Annotated in this window: 16 protein-coding genes; 6 read left to right on the top strand and 10 right to left on the bottom strand. The window is 57.4% G+C overall.

What is annotated here, in order from left to right:
* Positions 1-2 precede the first annotated feature (2 nt).
* Complete coding sequence (gene argE / locus AC13DE_RS03775; protein WP_483047099.1) at positions 3-1,157, top strand: acetylornithine deacetylase; 1,155 nt, start codon at positions 3-5, stop codon at positions 1,155-1,157.
* On the opposite strand, the gene AC13DE_RS03770 is transcribed toward argE, so the two are convergent.
* From AC13DE_RS03770 to AC13DE_RS03745, 6 genes are all read right to left on the bottom strand, one after another.
* The gene (locus tag AC13DE_RS03770; protein ID WP_483047098.1) at positions 1,154-2,086 is read right to left on the bottom strand and encodes a LysR substrate-binding domain-containing protein; all 933 of its coding nucleotides are present in this window, start codon (positions 2,084-2,086) and stop codon (positions 1,154-1,156) included. The two genes, argE and AC13DE_RS03770, sit on opposite strands and share 4 nt — an antisense overlap.
* Before the next feature lie 30 nt (positions 2,087-2,116).
* Positions 2,117-3,271 (bottom strand): aromatic ring-hydroxylating oxygenase subunit alpha, encoded by a 1,155-nt coding sequence (locus tag AC13DE_RS03765; protein WP_483047097.1) that lies wholly within the window; start codon positions 3,269-3,271, stop codon positions 2,117-2,119.
* Positions 3,264-3,938 carry a DUF1028 domain-containing protein gene (locus AC13DE_RS03760; RefSeq protein WP_483047096.1) on the bottom strand — a complete coding sequence of 225 codons (675 nt, stop codon included), beginning with the start codon at positions 3,936-3,938 and terminating at the stop codon, positions 3,264-3,266. Before AC13DE_RS03760 ends, AC13DE_RS03765 begins: the two co-directional genes overlap by 8 nt.
* A complete protein-coding gene (locus tag AC13DE_RS03755; protein ID WP_446298276.1) occupies positions 3,935-4,351 on the bottom strand; it encodes a RidA family protein in 417 nt (138 codons plus the stop codon). Before AC13DE_RS03755 ends, AC13DE_RS03760 begins: the two co-directional genes overlap by 4 nt.
* Positions 4,348-5,490: an aromatic ring-hydroxylating oxygenase subunit alpha gene (locus AC13DE_RS03750; RefSeq protein ID WP_446314368.1), complete on the bottom strand. Its 1,143-nt coding sequence runs from the start codon at positions 5,488-5,490 to the stop codon at positions 4,348-4,350. Before AC13DE_RS03750 ends, AC13DE_RS03755 begins: the two co-directional genes overlap by 4 nt.
* Before the next feature lie 584 nt (positions 5,491-6,074).
* A complete protein-coding gene (locus AC13DE_RS03745) occupies positions 6,075-6,359 on the bottom strand; it encodes a DUF2312 domain-containing protein (protein WP_413842288.1) in 285 nt (94 codons plus the stop codon).
* A gap of 106 nt (positions 6,360-6,465) precedes the next feature.
* On the opposite strand from AC13DE_RS03745, the gene AC13DE_RS03740 reads away from it, so the two are divergent.
* Together AC13DE_RS03740 and AC13DE_RS03735 are read left to right on the top strand one after the other, a co-directional pair.
* Positions 6,466-6,705, top strand: a complete 240-nt coding sequence (locus AC13DE_RS03740; protein ID WP_483047095.1) for a hypothetical protein — start codon at positions 6,466-6,468, stop codon at positions 6,703-6,705.
* Positions 6,706-6,841: 136 nt separating this feature from the next.
* Complete coding sequence (locus tag AC13DE_RS03735) at positions 6,842-7,264, top strand: protein tyrosine phosphatase family protein (protein WP_483047094.1); 423 nt, start codon at positions 6,842-6,844, stop codon at positions 7,262-7,264.
* Here AC13DE_RS03735 and AC13DE_RS03730 read toward each other — a convergent pair.
* The 4 genes from AC13DE_RS03730 to AC13DE_RS03715 form a co-directional block, all read right to left on the bottom strand.
* Positions 7,255-9,981: an ATP-binding protein gene (locus AC13DE_RS03730; protein ID WP_483047093.1), complete on the bottom strand. Its 2,727-nt coding sequence runs from the start codon at positions 9,979-9,981 to the stop codon at positions 7,255-7,257. The two genes, AC13DE_RS03735 and AC13DE_RS03730, sit on opposite strands and share 10 nt — an antisense overlap.
* Positions 9,981-10,253 (bottom strand): hypothetical protein, encoded by a 273-nt coding sequence (locus AC13DE_RS03725; RefSeq protein WP_446314365.1) that lies wholly within the window; start codon positions 10,251-10,253, stop codon positions 9,981-9,983. The genes AC13DE_RS03730 and AC13DE_RS03725 overlap by 1 nt, the downstream gene beginning before the upstream one ends.
* Positions 10,250-10,633 carry a response regulator transcription factor gene (locus tag AC13DE_RS03720; protein WP_446298269.1) on the bottom strand — a complete coding sequence of 128 codons (384 nt, stop codon included), beginning with the start codon at positions 10,631-10,633 and terminating at the stop codon, positions 10,250-10,252. Before AC13DE_RS03720 ends, AC13DE_RS03725 begins: the two co-directional genes overlap by 4 nt.
* A gap of 109 nt (positions 10,634-10,742) precedes the next feature.
* Entirely contained in the window at positions 10,743-12,044 is a 1,302-nt protein-coding gene (locus AC13DE_RS03715; protein ID WP_483047092.1) for a short-chain fatty acyl-CoA regulator family protein, read from the bottom strand.
* 230 nt (positions 12,045-12,274) lie between these two features.
* Between AC13DE_RS03715 and AC13DE_RS03710 the strand changes: the two genes are divergently transcribed.
* From AC13DE_RS03710 to AC13DE_RS03700, 3 genes are all read left to right on the top strand, one after another.
* Positions 12,275-13,639: a substrate-binding protein gene (locus tag AC13DE_RS03710; protein ID WP_446298267.1), complete on the top strand. Its 1,365-nt coding sequence runs from the start codon at positions 12,275-12,277 to the stop codon at positions 13,637-13,639.
* Between the two features lie 90 nt (positions 13,640-13,729).
* On the top strand, positions 13,730-14,761 hold the full coding sequence (locus AC13DE_RS03705) for a branched-chain amino acid ABC transporter permease (RefSeq protein ID WP_446298266.1): 1,032 nt from the start codon (positions 13,730-13,732) through the stop codon (positions 14,759-14,761).
* Between the two features lie 3 nt (positions 14,762-14,764).
* Positions 14,765-15,973 carry a branched-chain amino acid ABC transporter permease gene (locus tag AC13DE_RS03700; protein ID WP_446298265.1) on the top strand — a complete coding sequence of 403 codons (1,209 nt, stop codon included), beginning with the start codon at positions 14,765-14,767 and terminating at the stop codon, positions 15,971-15,973.
* Positions 15,974-15,988: the final 15 nt, after the last annotated feature.

Genomic DNA, 15,988 nt, shown 5'->3' with positions numbered 1-15,988 from the left:
TTGTGGACCGAACCGACATCCTGAGACAGTTAATCAGCTTTCCCACCATCAGCGCGAACCCCAATGGCGACCTGATCGCCTATTGCGCGGATCTGCTGCAAAGCGCGGGTGCACAGGTTGTGATTATCAAAGATCCTGTTCAACCCAAGGCCAATCTGTATGCGACCATCGGGCCCGACGACCGCGCGGGCGTCATGCTGTCGGGGCATACGGATGTCGTCCCCGTCGCGGGCCAGGATTGGACCGTGCCTCCGTTCGAAATGACCGAAAAAGACAGCAAGGTCTTTGGCCGAGGCACCACCGATATGAAAGGGTTCGTCGCCTGTGCATTGTCAGCCGCGCTAAGGGCCGCGTCGATGGACCTGAAAACACCACTTCATCTGGCATTATCATATGACGAGGAAATCGGCTGTATCGGCGTGCGATCAATGATTGATATGTTGGCCAAGGCCCCGTTCCGGCCCAAGTTTTGCATCGTCGGTGAACCGACCGGGATGAAGGTCGCCACCGGGCACAAGGGCAAGACCGCATGCCGTGTGAAATGCACCGGACGCGAGGCGCATTCAGCGCTTGCACCGACGGCCCTCAACGCGATCCATCTGGCCTGCGATATGATTGCAGCTATCCGAGATATCCAGAGGGAAATCAGTCGCACCACCACACCTGACACCGATTATGACGTGCCTTATTCCACGCTGCATGTCGGGACGATTACCGGCGGCGTGGCGCTGAATATCGTGCCGAATTCGGCTGAGTTCGCCTTTGAAATACGCAACCTGTCCGAAGATGATCCACAGGATATTCGCGATCGCCTTGACCGGGCGGCACAAGATCTGCTGACCCCGGTGCGCGCCCAATTTCCAGAGGCCAACATCGAAATCGAAACAACTGGCAGCTACCCCGCCCTCGCGACTGGCCCAGACGCAGAGGTCGTCAGCTTTGTGAAGTCGTTGACGGGGCTAAATGCGACGATCAAGGTGGCGTTTGGCACTGAAGGCGGGTTGTTTTCAACGCGGCTTGATATTCCGACGGTGGTATGCGGGCCGGGGTCGATGGCGCAAGGTCACAGACCCGATGAATTCGTGCATGCCGATCAGCTCGCTCAATGTGATGCGATGCTCGACGCGCTGCTTGAGCGCCTTGCAGCCGGCATTTAAGCAGGATCGTGCGGACCCGGCAGCCCGTGTATTTGCAGGTGTTCCTTCACGTGCTTGAAAAACGCCGCCACAATCCCGGAGCGATGTTCAGACTGCTTTGTCGCCAACCCCAGGCTGACCGACCGCACATCCCCCAACAGCGGCAGCACAACCAATTTCTCGCCGTCGGGCGCGATGTCGGACCGGGTGCGCATGTTGACCAACCCGAACCCGAACCCGTTGGCCACAAGGCTGCGCGCCATTGCCATATCCGACGTGCGTTCGGTGATATTCGGGCGAAAACCGCTGTGCTGGAACATCGACAGAAAATATTCCCGGCTCAGCGGAAGGTCGAGCAGGACCATCGGTTCATCTTCCAGTTCCGCCAAACTCAGGGACGGTTGTCTGGCCTTGGGGTGATCTTTTGCCAACATCACATAGGGCGGCAGCGATATCAGTTCGCTGAAAGCGATGTCTTTGGGAATTTCGATGTCATAGGTGATCGCGACGTCGATCTCGGCCTGCCCCAGCATGCGTAACAAATCCGTCTGGCTTCCCTCTTTCAGCGCGACAGAGGCATCGGGAAACTTTGCTTCGAACGTCCGGCGCAATTGTGCGCTTACGACCGGTGCGACGGTTGAAAGCGCACCGATCGTGATCGGGCCGCGCACGGTGTCGACAATATCAATGGCAAGATCGTTTATGCCATGGGCAAGAAACAAGATGCGCTTTGCCTCGTTGAAAACGCGCCGTCCACCGGGCGTCAGCGTCAACCCCTGCGCGTGATGGCGCACAAACAGCTGGACGCCCAGATCCGTTTCAAGCTGGCTGATCGCAGAGGAAATCGAGGGAGGCGATACGTTGACGCGCTGTGCCGCCAACGCAATTGTGCCCGCCTCGCCAACAGCGATCAGATACTCCAACTGTCTGAACGAAAAACGCAAAGCCATGAACCTGCATGACTCTGAGCGCGCGGAATATCAAGCCCCACGCGTCGCAGGTTCCGGGGCCATGTCTTGCCGCGCTTGCCATGCCAAAAAGTCAAACACCGTCCCTTCGTAATCGGCACCGGCAAGCGGACCACCGGTTGCGTGCACCGACGACAGCGCGGTTTGCATGAGCTCCAGCTTTTCGCGATCCTCACGATTGACTTCTTCCCACAACGAAATTCGTTTCTCGATAGTGTCACCGTCAAGTTCGTCACCAAACGTGGACATGGTCCAGGTCACTTCGATTTCATCTACCTTCAGGGGCCGGATCGACAGCGAAACCAACAAAGAAGCCGCGACGCTTGCGACCTGGCAGGGGAACACGGAAAACAGCGAAGATCGCGAACGTTCGTCGTCGTCAAGTTCCGGTGCGCCCTGCCCGCGTGATTCGATGCCCTGGGGGTATTTGGCGAAATAGCTGGTAAACCCGTCGCCCGACGGCCCCTTTTTACTCAGCCCTGTCGGAGTGTAGCCATGCAGGGTTTCGGGATGCACAACCGATAGGTGGTAGCCCTCCATGAAGTTCTCGACCAGGCATTTCCAGTTGGTTTTCCAGATTTCAGTTGCAGTATGGACGATGCGAAACCGTTCTGGCTGATAGTGCCCGATAACGGTTTCCAAACCCGCCAGCGCCTTGTCGAGGTCTGGCGGCGTGCTGTCCAGACAGACATAGACAAATCCGAAACGTTCCTGGCTGACGATTTCCGGCAGGCGGCACGACTTGACGTCAAAGCTGGCATTTTTCATGCGTGCCGCACGCAACAGCGCACCGTCCGTGCCATAGGTCCAGGCATGATAGGAACAGACGAACCGCTTGGCGTTGCCGGTGTCCTTGACCAAAGGCATGCCGCGATGTCGGCACACATTAGAAAGCACCTTGATCCTGTCGATATCGCGCACGACGATCAGCGGCTCGTCCAGAAGCTGGATTGCCCTGTAGTCGCCGACGTTGGCCAGTTCGTCGGCCCGGCCAACGCAATGCCAGTTCCGGCGCAAAACGGTTTTGCGCTCGTAGTCAAAATAGGCGGGGTCTGTATAGAACCGCCCGGATGGGCCTCGCGGTGCGTCGGCAGGCGCGTTGGCAATCTGCGCCAGTTCGCTCCGCATCTCTGTCACCTGCTGTATCACCATATCGTTGTCAGTCATCGCCCGGGACTCCGTAAGATGGCGCTTCTCGAGGGTCGAGCGCCCGCTGCACATAGGCCTTAAGTTGCGGTTTATAGATGCCCCACGCGGTCGCGACAGCTTCAATGGGGCAGTCGTCCGTCCAGTCGCAGCGCAGATCAGCCACCGGCCAGGGAACCGCGTCACACAACTGAAGACCGGCGGAATGAACCGGGCCTGCCTCTCCTCCTGCGGCCAAGCCTGCGCGCATCGCGTCGATCAGACGATCTCCAAGGTGGCCTGCCGCATTTTCAAAGGCGGTAACGATCGCTTGGGGTACGTCTTCGTTGGCCAACAAGTTGCCGGCAGCGATCACTCCGTTACCCTCTGCCTGCGTCCATATCCCAAGAGACCTTGGCCCCGAATGGATTGCGACTCGCCCGGCGCTGTCTATTGCCAGAACCTGCCGGTATTCGATGAACCGCGCCTTGTCCCGCACCTCTGCGATCGCTTGATCTGCGGACATGCCCGCTTGCATCAGGTCCAGCGCGAGCGGCCCCAATGTCGGATCGGTGACGTTCTGGCTCGACACTGCGCCGACGCCGGCCCGGGTATAAGAGCACCGCGCAGCAACCGCGGGCGAAGACGACGCGATGGCAGTGCCGAACATTCCGGTTTCGGCGCAGCGGGCGACAAGCGAAAAGGTCATGACGGGATCACTGCCGTGCCGTCGATTTCAACAAGCCATTCAGGACGCGCCAGTGCTTGGACGACAAGACCCGTGGAAACAGGATGCACACCCCTGATATATTCGCCCATGGTGCGATAAACCGCCTCGCGGTGGCGCACATCGGTGATGTAGACCACGATCTTGACCAGATCAGCCATTTCTCCTCCGGCTTCTTCGATCAGCTGTTTGATATTTTGCATCACCTTGTGGGTTTGCGCCACCGGGTCGTGGCTGTCGATGTTCTTGAAATCATCAAGGTCTTGCGGACATTGCCCGCGCAGATACACCGTTTTGCCGCCCTCTGTCACAACGGCCTGGCACAAATCATTGTCCAGCGATTGTTCAGGATATGTTTCCTTGGTGTTGAACGTGCGGATGCGTGTGTGTGTCATGTCTGAACCTGCTGCTTGGCCGCGGCTTGCAAGCGCGCGTTGATATACTGGGCAAAGTCGTAATTCGGTCGTTCAAGGTGCGAGAGATGGCCGGGTGCGGCCGCTTGCGAACACAGCCCGCGATATACCTTTTCGGTGCAGCCTTTGTCTTCGACATTCACCTCGTCCAGCAACGCCTTGAGCTGTCTGAATTTGTCCTGCGCGTCCGGGTCGTTCGCATAGTCGTTGGACATGCCGCCGCCAAAGCCAATCCTAACCTGCCCGACGCCCTGAGGATGGAGCGAGAGATACCAGAAATACCCCGGCGTCAGCGTAATCAGCAGGCTGGGATAGATGGCCAGCAGAAATGTGGTGCGGCGGCGTTCGCCTTCCATACGCTTGTTGCTTGGGTGCGCCATCGCAATTTTAAGTGTCTCATCCTTCAGGATCGTGTGATAGTTGAACGCGTCTTCGCCCGGGGGGCAAATCATCTCGTTCAGCTTTGACAGCCCGCCGATCGTACCAGCATGACAGACCGGCAGGTGATAGCTTTCCATGAAATTCTCGGCCAGGACCTTCCAGTTGGTGTTCCAGATATGGGTCTCGAAAAAGGTCTCGGAGTAGTTGGCCATGTTATAGTCATTCACCAGCTCTTCGACCTTGGAAAGCTGCCGGGCAACGGGCGGCACGTCCGGGTTCAGGGTTACGAAAACCCAGCCCAGCCATTCTTCGCAGCGGATATCGGGCAAACGGTAGTCGGATTTACAAAACCCCGCGTTTTGATCCATGGCGGGCGCGCCGCGCAACGATCCGTCAAGGTTATAGGTCCAGGCGTGGTAGGGGCAAACGATGCTTCGGGTGTTTCCCCTGCCTTCCAGCAATGTCGACATCCGGTGTCGACAAACGTTCGACATGGCTTTCAAGGCACCCTCTTGGTCGCGCAAGACAATGATCGGCTGATTTGCCAAATCAAGCGTGACATAATCTCCCGAATTGGCCAACGCATCAGCCCGCCCGACGCAAAACCATTCATTCGCAAAAATCGACGATGTTTCGAGCGCCAGAAAATCCTCTGACGTATAGACCGACGGCGGCATCGCACGCGCTTGATCAAAGGGCCGTGACACAGTTTCACGGAGTTCTTCGGCGGCGTCTTTCATCTTGTTTCCTTTTTGCACAGACTGGCTGGGCTATCATGACGTTTTCCAGTGCTCGGCGGGACGTGGCAATGATCAGGTCACGCCCACTCAGCCTACCCCCTTCAAGATTGATCGCTTTCTCCCGTGGATAAAGCACTCTCTTTCGCAGGCTTGCTTTGGAAAAAGCTAATCATGAGTTCAGCGAAGCGGACGAGATCGCGAAGTATCTGGATGTTGCGCTGGCTACCGTGCATGTCGCGCGTTTCGCACGGCGAAAGCTTCGGTCAAACCTGTACCCGTGAAACTGGAGCCGCTATCCGGCACCCTGCAAAACCCGCGCTGTCCCAGTTTGATCGGTTGACAGCGGCGTCTTGTTTGCGCGCACATCCTTTCGCCTTCGAGCGTGATGCGCTGCTGTTGCGCCAGCACAATTCCGTGCAATCCGCCGATGGTCATGGAAGTTCTCTGACAGACCGGAATGACAGATAAATCGATATTTAACTTGTTAGTCAATGACTTGTGCGGCGTTGTGCAACCGTTTTCAGCCTGCACAGCGCCATATTTTTTGTCAATTATTGAGCCGTCTCAATGGCTACGTGAAACCCTCACATCCCAAGCGCTTCTTTGTACATCTCAAGAACGGCTTCTTCTTCGGCGATGTCATCCTTGTCGCGCTTGCGAAGCGAAATGACCTTGCGCAATACCTTAGTGTCGTAACCACGTGATTTCGCTTCGGCCATGACCTCTTTTTGCTGCTCGGCAAGGTCCTTTTTCTCGGAATCAAGCCGCTCGATCCGCTCGACGAACTGACGCAGTTCGTTGGCTGTCACACGGTAAGTGGCGTCGCCTATGGCATCGACGGGTTCAGGGTTGGTTGCGCTATCGCTCATGGGGGGCGTCCTGTATGGGGAATGATCAGCACCCTGAGTACCGCCCTGCCTCACTCCCCGCAAGCCACACTTGCCCCTTGCGCGAAATTCGGATAGCCCGCGCGCCATGGATAATGCTTCTCTTTCGATCTTTAATATCTTGATCTGGGCTGGTGCGATCATTTCGCTGGTCGGGCTTGCGGGCCTGATCTGGTCTATCATCAAGGTCACCCGTGCCAAACGTGCCAATCTTGGCGATGATCAGATGCGCGCCGTCCTGCAAAAGGTGCTTCCGCTGAATTTGGGTGCTCTGTTTCTATCCGTCATCGGCTTGATGATGATCGTGGTGGGGATTTTTCTGGGCTGAATTCCGCTCAGGAAACGGTTGTATTCCTTCGCGGCCGCCATCGGATATGACGCATGGCGCGAACAGCGTCGAAATCCATCGTGTCGCCACGCTGCAAATGCTGGACACAGCCCCATAGGCTGGGTAAATCAACGTCATGGATATTCGTCAAATCACCCCCCGCTTCTTTGCCTCGCCTCAGATCGAACCGGCCGATATGGCTGCGTTGAAAGAGGTCGGCGTTACCTTGATTCTATGCAACCGCCCCGACGAGGAAGTTCCCCCGAACCTTCAGCATACGGCGATCAAGAAAGCTGCCGAGCAAGCGGGCATAGCTTTTGCCTTTCAGCCATTGACCCACCAGACAATGACCCCCGACGTCATTGCCCATAACCGTGACATCAGTGTGGCCCGCGACGAAACGGTCTTGGCCTATTGCGCGTCGGGTACCCGGTCGACCATCGCTTGGGCCTTGGGGCAAGCAGGCGATCAAAGCGCGGACGATCTGATCGACGCTGCACGCGCAGGCGGATACGATCTATCGCATCTGCGGGGTCCGCTCAGCGCGCGCTACGCCTGATCCATCAGGATCTTGGGTTTAGTCTCTTGTACTGAATGCGTCTGGGGCAACCTGATCCGGAAGCCTGTGCCCGGCACATCGGGCATATAGTTGATGGTCCCTTGCAATCTCGTGATGATCTCGCGGCAGATGGCAAGACCCAGCCCTGCTCCCTCCCCCCCTTGTCCCGGCACGCGACTGAACTTTTCGAATATCAAATCACGCGATGCCGGTTCGATACCGGTTCCGTTGTCAATCATATCCACTTCGACGCATCCGTCGATCAGGCGGGCGCGAATCTTCAGTTCGGGTTGGTCCGCACCGCAGTATTTCTGTGCGTTGGTGATAAGATTGATGAACACCTGCCCCAGCCGGTCCAGGTCGGTCTCGAGCTGGACGTTTTCAGAGTTTCGGTCCCGATCGATGACAACCGAACGCGTTGCGGCGGCTCCGGCGGTGGTGATGGCGCGATCCAGCAATTCTTGCAACGTACCGGATTGTCGGTTCAACGTGACCTCGCCGTTTTCCAGCACCGACAGGTCAAGCAGATCATCCAACAGCCGCGTCAATCGGATCGTTTCCGAATGGATAATGGACGCATAGCGGGTTTTTTCTTCGGGATTCAGGCCCTTGGCGTCGCGTAGAATTTCGGAGAACGAACGGATCGACGTCATCGGCGTGCGAAGTTCATGGCTGATCTGGCTCAGAAAACTGTCCTTTTGATGAGACAGGTGCGTCAGCTTTTCATTGGCGCGGCGCAGTTTGGCAGCCGTGTCGGTCAAGGCGCGGGACTTGATTTCCAGCTGGCTCGAATATTCCAGCATCTGCGCCGATTCATCCGCGACGGCCAGAAGGTCCTGCACCGATACAGAGGCCCCGCCCACCAACTGCGCCACCATCGCATGCGCCGTTGCCGCCCCGACCGACGCTGCCAGCTCCCTCTCGAGCGCCTGAACGAACCGAGGTGTCGGCTCCGGCAGGCCTTCGGACTTTTCCTGTAGCCTTGCCTGTGCCCTGAAAAACGCCTGGGCTTCCGGGGCACCCAGTATGCGCTGCGCCATGATCATCAGATCTTCGCTTGCGGCGACTGAAGCGGTCCACCCACGCGCCGGACTGGAATGATCGAATATATTGACAAACTGCGCGCCTTGCAGCCTTTCGACCGGCGACGGAAAGCTGAACAGCGACGCCAGGATAAACGATAGTGTGTTCAACGACAGGCTCCAGATTACCGCGTGTACGGTCGGGTCCAGACCACGCACTCCGAACAGCGCTTCGGGGCGCAGCCAGGCAATGCCGAACAGCCCCTGCTCGAAGGTCGCGGCAGACAACGCGGCCCCCGGGCCGAAACTGGGCAAAAGCATTGTGAAAATCCAAAGCGCAAAACCCACGCACAGGCCGGTCACCGCTCCGATACGTGTGGCACCTCGCCAAAAGATGCCTCCCAACAGCGCCGGCAAAAACTGGGCAACCCCGCCAAAGGAGATCGTCCCGATCGCAGCCAATGCGCCGCCACCGCCGGAAAGACGGTAATAGAAGTAACCCAAGGAAATGATCAGTAATATCGACAACCGACGCGACAAGATCACCACATGGCGCACGTCACCCGATTGCTGTACGGTATTTTGTCCATACGCCAGCCAGATCGGCATGACGATATGGTTGCTGACCATGGTCGATAGCGCCAGCGTCGCCACGATAACCATTGATGTAGCAGACGAAAACCCGCCCAAAAACGCGAACATGGCCAGGTTGCTTTGCCCCTGACTGAGCGGTAGGCTAAGCACGAACAGGTCGGGGTTAGATCCTTCGGGCAGCAGATCAAGACCGACCACGGCGATCGGTACCACAAAGAGGCTCATCAACATCAGGTACAGGGGGAAGGCCCAGCTCGCGATTTGCAGGTGTCGCTCGTCGTCATTTTCGACGACCAGCACCTGAAACATCCGCGGCAGGCAGATAAACGCCGCGGCCGCCAATAGCGTCAGCGCGACCCACCTGCCGCCCTCGACCTGCCAATGCCCCAAAGCGGACCGGTCAATCTGGGCCAGTGCTTCATCGATCCCGCCGGCTAGCCCCCAAACCACGAAAATGCCCACCGCCAACAACGCCAGCAGCTTGACGACCGCCTCTACGGCGATGGCAATGACCACACCGTGATGGCGTTCATTAACATTCAGATTTCGGGTGCCGAACAGCACCGTGAAGAGCGTGAGCCCAACGGCGACCCAAAAAGCCGCTTGGGCAGAGTTGATCGGATCAGCCCCCGGTACCACGCCGTTTTCAGCACTTGCAAATATTGATAACGAGAGGGTAACAGACTGTAATTGCAAGGCAATATAGGGCGTCACCCCGATGACGGCCATGGTGGTCACCAAAATCGCCAGCAAATTCGATTTGCCGTAACGCGAAGAGATAAGATCCGCGACCGACGTGACGCGGTGCGACCGTCCGATACGCACAAGGCGGCGTAATATCCACCACCAGCCAATCATCACTATGCTGGGGCCCAGGTATATGGTCACAAACTCCAGACCCGAACGCGCGGCATAACCAACGGCCCCGTAAAAGGTCCAGGCGGTGCAGTAAATCGACAACGAAAGTGTATAGACCAAAGGGGATCGAAGCAGCCAGTTTCCGTGCCCGCGCACCGCGGCTCGCTCTGCGGCAAAGGCAACCGCGAAAAGGCCGATCACATACAACAAACACACTGCGATCAGCTGATTCAGCGAAACCATCAGCGTTGGGTTTCCTGTTCGATCTGGCTCGACGTACGTCGCCACAACACAAAACACAGTATGACCGCCGCAAGCCAAGCCCCGAATACATATCGCAACGCGTGTGACATGGGCACTGACTCGGCTGTGACGGTCTCGTGAACCGGCCAAAGCAGCGGGACCATCCAGAATGCCAATACGATAAAAGGCAGCATCCGCACCGCGTCCATCAGTCGTCGAAACCGATAGCTGCGCCGTTCGAGAAACAGCGGCGTTCCGGGGTATCGGTTCATGCGTCCGCCGTGCCCGAGGCGGTTAGATCACGCACGGCACTTAACATTTCCTCGTTGGAAAACGGCTTGGTCATGAACCGGCTTACCCCTGCATCCTGGGCTATGTCACGGTCACGCGACTGACCGCGTGCCGTCAGCATAAGGATCGGCAGATCGGCAAATGCTGTGTCCGCACGCAGTTCCTTCAGTATCTCGAAACCACTTTTACCCGGCAGCATGACATCCAGCATCACCAGATCGGGCACCGCCTTGCGAATGACCTCTACCGCTGTGGCCCCATTGGCCAGGGTCTGCACCCGCCACCCCTCGCGCCCCAGCAAAAACCGTATCGCCTCGGCGATGTTCGTCTCGTCTTCCACGAGCACAACATGCTTGCTCATTGGCAAAAATCCTCCCAGTCGGCCCTGGTCACGTTAAAAGGCGATCTTTAAAGGCCGAAGATTAGGATGCACCGTTTTCAGGCCCCTGTCAAAAGCCTGTGATGCGAACCTATACACCGTCGTTCAGTATCGAAGGTTCTCGCCGTGCCGCGCAGGCTTGACGCGGGCAAACACGGCAGGTTGCGCCGACATCAAGCTTCATACTCGTCGCCACGGGATTCCGCGCCGGTAAGATCAACATCACGGCCTGAACCAAGGGCGGGACGTTATACCCCTGAGCGGGGAGCGACTCGCAGGTGGCGACACAGTCGAATTCCGAATGCCCCCGCCCCAATTGTTCCAACCTGGCGTGGGTCACGACCCCGGGGTTGCCCAGAACCGCAAACAATGGCCACAGCGGGCAACATGCCCCGAACCGCGGCACGACAAACCCGTCGATGGATTTGCGGAAGATCACCGTCCCCGACCGGTCGCAAATCAACAGTCCGGCCCGCAATTCAGGCATCGCCGCCATGCGCCGCAATACCCGCCCCACGGGGTGTTGAACCTGCGCCGCCACCGCCACCGGGTCCGGTCCGAGCGTATCCATTGCTTTGGTCAGGGTGACCATTGGCAAAGCGGCGGCATCCAGCGCGACCTGATGCAGCACATCGCGGGCAATATGGCGTGCAGCAACGCTTTTGAGTTCCGGCGCTGTCTGGGTGAGCCTGTCAATGACATCGGCGTCGCGGCCCGCCGTTTCCAACGTGGCAAATCGATAACGATGCGAAGCGAGAAAAGCCTCCACCTCCTCCTGAGGCGAATGGGCGACCGGCGTGGTTTCGGGGTCGGCCTCCAGATACCCCACAAGGGCCTGGGCACTGTCGGCCAGCCGCCGGCTGTCCTGATCTATGTTGATGTGAAACCGGTCGCGCCATTCCGGCTCGAGCGTCTTGGTATCGGCAAGGATCGAAGCCGTGGACCTGATCGCGGCGGCGGTCGACAGAAGTTCGTGCATGGAGGCCGCCAAATGCGGGTCGTGCGCCAAACGGTCAGTCAGGGTTTCGACCGTCCGCTCCAACGTGGCGATACGGCGCTGCGCATTGGCCAGCACATCGGCCCACCCCGGAAAGCGCCCGGCGAATTCATCGGCACGCGCCGCCTCGGTCGCACTTAGACCCGCGTCATCTGCGGCCTCGCGCAATGTCGAAATCAATGCGGCTTCGGCCCCTTCGGTCAGGGTTGTCGGCTCAACCCCAAGTGCGCTTGCAATGTTCAGCAACAACTTGCCGCCGATTCTGCGACGGTTATGTTCGATCAAATTCAGGTAACTTGCCGAGATACCGATCGCTTTGGCCAGGTCGGCCTGCTTTTGACCCGCCATCACGCGCCTCTCTCGGATGCGACTGCCGGTCAGCCCCTCACGAGACATGGGGCCCCACCCAAGAATAACATCTTATTTTCAATGACTTTCTGCACTGCAATATCATAAAATTTACATATCCCCGATAAGCTTTGCGAATATATTTACAGAATAATCGTTTTTATCAAGGGACTTATTGATTGGTTTTCAGTTTTACCATCTTATCATATTTGCACCTCTGTGCATCGTGGACCCGGAACCATAACCGAGCCGCGATTTCAACATTTGGGAGGAACTACATGTCATTTTCGAATTTGACACGTCGTGGCGTGATCAAAACCGGCGCAGTCGCCGGGGCTGGTCTGGCGCTGCCGACGTATCTAAGCGCCGCGGCGCATTCCGGCTTCACGAACGCACCGACAGGCGATACCGTGACGCTGGGTTTCAACGTACCACAGTCCGGCCCCTACGCAGATGAAGGTGCCGACGAATTGCGCGCATTCGAGCTTGCCGTTGAACACCTAAACGGTCAAGGCGATGGCGGCATGCTGAGCACCTTCAGCTCCAAGGCGCTTGAGGGTAACGGCATCATGGGCAAAAAGGTCCAGTTCGTTACCGGCGACACCCAGACCAAATCTGATGCGGCACGCGCATCGGCGCAGTCGATGATCCAGAAAGACGGCGCGATCATGATTTCCGGCGGCTCGTCCTCGGGTGTGGCGGTTGCTGTTCAGGGTCTGTGTCAAGAAGCTGGCGTTATCTTCATGGCCGGCCTCACGCACTCCAACGACACCACCGGCAAGGACAAGAAGGCGAATGGTTTCCGTCACTTCTTTAACGCCTACATGTCCGCCGCCGCTTTGGCACCGGTTCTCAAGAACCTCTACGGCGATGACCGCAAGGTCTATAGCCTGACCGCCGACTATACATGGGGCTGGACACAGCAGGAATCCATTCAGGCCGCGACTGAAGCCATGGGCTGGGAGACCATCAACGACGTGCGCACACCGCTCGCCGCGACTGATTTCTCCTCCTATATCGCGCCTGTCCTGAACTCCGGTGCCGATATTCTGGTCCTGAACCACTACGGCGGGAACATGGTAAACTCTTTGACCAACGCCGTGCAGTTCGGCTTGCGTGAAAAGCAGGTTAACGGCAAGAACTTTGAAATCGTCGTTCCGCTGTATTCCGAGCTGATGGCCCGTGGTGCAGGCAAGAATATCGCCGGTATCGTTGGTTCGCAGAACTGGGACTGGAAGCTCGAGAACGAAAAAGGCGACCGCTATAAAGGTACGAACGCCTTTGTTAAATCGTTTGGCGAAAAGTACGGCTTCCCACCCAGCCAGGCGGCGCAGACGTGCTATGCACAGACGCTGCTGTATGCGGACGCGGTTGCGCGTGCGAAATCCTTTAACCCCTGCGCCGTTGTCGAAGCCCTTGAGGGGTACGAATTCGACGGTCTGGGCAACGGGCCGACGCTGTACCGTGCTGGCGACCACCAGTGCTTTAAGGACGTTGTCGTCGTGCGCGGCAAGGAAAACCCCGAGAACGAATTTGATCTCGTGGAAATCGTCGAAGTCACTCCGGCCGAGCAGGTTACTTACCCAATCGATCACCCAATGTTTGCGGGTGGCGAACTGGGCGATTGCAACCCCGGCGCATAAACCAAGTCTAAGGCGGGGGGGAAACCCCTGCCTTTCCTTGCCGGCGGACCTGCTCCGCCTTTCATTCTTCAAAAATTCGAGGGCACCGCGATGGACGCCATTCTTTTGCAACTTCTAAACGGGTTGGACAAAGGTTCAGCCTACGCGCTCATCGCGCTTGGTCTGACCCTGATTTTCGGGACCTTGGGCGTCGTCAACTTTGCGCACGGGGCACTGTTTATGATCGGTGCTTTCTGTGCCGTCACGCTCAGCAAGATCTTTACCCTTAGCCACAAGGCAACAGAGCCGTCGGGCACCGATTTCCTTGGCAATCCCAAATTCGACGACGTTTTGTACGTCAAGGATTGGTTCGGAGAGACTGTCGGCGCTTGGTTGCTCGACTGGTCCGTCCCATTGGCGATCCTGTTCGCCATCCCGATCATGCTGGCCATCGGCTTCGTCATGGAACGCGGGCTGATCAAACACTTTTACAAGCGCCCTCACGCTGACCAGATCCTTGTGACTTTTGGTCTGGCGATCGTGCTGCAAGAGGTGATCAAGTATTTCTATGGCGCGAACCCGATCCCCACAGCCGCGCCCGAAGCATTTCGCGGGTCGTTCGATTTTGGCATCTTGCTGGGCTTTGACCCGAACGCGATCATCTATCCCTACTGGCGTCTGATCTATTTTGCCTTTTCGGCCCTGATCATCGGCGGTGTCTTTGCCTTCTTGCAGTTCACCACCTTCGGGATGGTCGTCCGCGCCGGCATGGCAGACCGCGAAACCGTGGGTCTGCTGGGCATCAACATCGACAAGCGCTTTACCATCATGTTCGGAATCGCCGCCGCCGTAGCGGGGTTGGCAGGTGTCATGTACGCGCCGATCAATTCGCCCAACTATCACATGGGAATGGATTTTCTGGTGCTTAGCTTTGTGGTCGTCGTGGTCGGTGGCATGGGGTCGCTGCCCGGGGCCGTTCTGGCGGGGTTCCTGCTGGGAATACTGGAATCCTTTGCTTCGATGAACGAGGTAAAAGACATTCTCCCAGGTATCGACCAGATCATTATTTACGTTGTCGCGATCATCATCTTGCTGACACGCCCCCGTGGCCTGATGGGCCGCAAAGGCGTGATGGAGGAATAAGCCATGCTCTCACTCAATAAAAAAGATTTCGGACTATTATTGGTGGTGGCGATTCTGACCCTAGCCGCCCCTATCATCCTGAACCCCTTCCCCGCCAATTCAGGGATGGCCCAGTTCAACGCAGGCTATCCAGACCTGATGCAACGCTTTGTCATCTTCGGCATCTTTGCCATCGGCTTTAATATCCTGTTCGGATTGACGGGCTATCTCTCTTTCGGACACGCCGCGTTCCTGGGTGTCGGCAGCTACTCTGCCGTCTGGATGATGAAGCTTTTGTCGATGAACGTTATTCCGGCGATCTTGCTGTCGGTGATTGTGGCCGGTTTGTTTTCGGTGGTGATCGGCTATGTCTCTTTGCGGCGCTCTGGGATTTACTTTTCGATCCTGACGCTGGCCTTCGCACAGATGTCCTTTAACCTTGCCTATTCGGTACTTACCCCCATCACCAATGGTGAAACCGGGCTACAGATCTCGCTCAGCGATCCACGGATTCTCGATGGTGCCAACGCGCCGAGCTATCCGAACCTGTTCGGGGCCCAGATGAACTCGGCCGCTACGGTTGAACTTGGTAACTGGATATTCACGTTCTCGGTCGGGTATTATTTGTGCGCCGTTATCATGCTGGCCGCATTCTATATATCTATTCGCGTATTCCGGTCGCCTTTTGGCATGATGTTGCGGGCGGTGAAGTCAAACCAGCAGCGCATGAACTATACCGGGTTGAACACCAAACCCTATACACTGGCGGCCTTCGTCATCTCGGGGATGTATGCCGGTCTTGCCGGCGGGCTGCTGGCGTCGATGGACCCGCTTGCCGGCGCCGAGCGGATGCAATGGACAGCATCGGGCGAAGTCGTCCTGATGACCATTCTTGGCGGTGCAGGTACCCTGCTGGGGCCGGTTCTGGGCGCGGGTTTTATCAAGTACTTTGAAAACATCTTTTCCAAGATCAACGATAACGTGCTGCACGGGTGGTTCTCGTTCATGCCCGACGGGTTCGAAGACTTTCTCGTCACCGTGATCCACCCGTTTGTGGGCAAGGGATGGAACCTGACCCTGGGTCTGTTGTTCATGCTCGTTGTGATCTTTCTGCCTGGCGGCCTGGTCGAAGGGGGTCAGCGTTTTGGCCGCGTATTCCGACGCAAGGACCGAAATGCCGGGTCTGTCGAAGCGGACGCCGCCAAGCAACGCAACCAAACCGCAGCCGAATAAAAAGGAGCTGAACAG

It is taken from the genome of Sulfitobacter sp. L-8 (assembly GCF_056859255.1).
The sequence above is the reverse complement of the archived record's forward strand: the minus strand, read 5'-3'. Positions and strand labels throughout refer to the sequence as shown.

What these genes read in the sequence shown, in the direction of transcription:
- AC13DE_RS03770 (WP_483047098.1), bottom strand. Translation starts at nt 2,086, where the DNA reads ATGGCTTTGCGTTTTTCGTTCAGACAGTTGGAGTATCTGATCGCTGTT.
- AC13DE_RS03765 (WP_483047097.1), bottom strand. Translation starts at nt 3,271, where the DNA reads ATGACTGACAACGATATGGTGATACAGCAGGTGACAGAGATGCGGAGC.
- AC13DE_RS03760 (WP_483047096.1), bottom strand. Translation starts at nt 3,938, where the DNA reads ATGACCTTTTCGCTTGTCGCCCGCTGCGCCGAAACCGGAATGTTCGGC.
- AC13DE_RS03755 (WP_446298276.1), bottom strand. Translation starts at nt 4,351, where the DNA reads ATGACACACACACGCATCCGCACGTTCAACACCAAGGAAACATATCCT.
- AC13DE_RS03750 (WP_446314368.1), bottom strand. Translation starts at nt 5,490, where the DNA reads ATGAAAGACGCCGCCGAAGAACTCCGTGAAACTGTGTCACGGCCCTTT.
- AC13DE_RS03745 (WP_413842288.1), bottom strand. Translation starts at nt 6,359, where the DNA reads ATGAGCGATAGCGCAACCAACCCTGAACCCGTCGATGCCATAGGCGAC.
- AC13DE_RS03740 (WP_483047095.1), top strand. Translation starts at nt 6,466, where the DNA reads ATGGATAATGCTTCTCTTTCGATCTTTAATATCTTGATCTGGGCTGGT.
- AC13DE_RS03735 (WP_483047094.1), top strand. Translation starts at nt 6,842, where the DNA reads ATGGATATTCGTCAAATCACCCCCCGCTTCTTTGCCTCGCCTCAGATC.
- AC13DE_RS03730 (WP_483047093.1), bottom strand. Translation starts at nt 9,981, where the DNA reads ATGGTTTCGCTGAATCAGCTGATCGCAGTGTGTTTGTTGTATGTGATC.
- AC13DE_RS03725 (WP_446314365.1), bottom strand. Translation starts at nt 10,253, where the DNA reads ATGAACCGATACCCCGGAACGCCGCTGTTTCTCGAACGGCGCAGCTAT.
- AC13DE_RS03720 (WP_446298269.1), bottom strand. Translation starts at nt 10,633, where the DNA reads ATGAGCAAGCATGTTGTGCTCGTGGAAGACGAGACGAACATCGCCGAG.
- AC13DE_RS03715 (WP_483047092.1), bottom strand. Translation starts at nt 12,044, where the DNA reads ATGTCTCGTGAGGGGCTGACCGGCAGTCGCATCCGAGAGAGGCGCGTG.
- AC13DE_RS03710 (WP_446298267.1), top strand. Translation starts at nt 12,275, where the DNA reads ATGTCATTTTCGAATTTGACACGTCGTGGCGTGATCAAAACCGGCGCA.
- AC13DE_RS03705 (WP_446298266.1), top strand. Translation starts at nt 13,730, where the DNA reads ATGGACGCCATTCTTTTGCAACTTCTAAACGGGTTGGACAAAGGTTCA.
- AC13DE_RS03700 (WP_446298265.1), top strand. Translation starts at nt 14,765, where the DNA reads ATGCTCTCACTCAATAAAAAAGATTTCGGACTATTATTGGTGGTGGCG.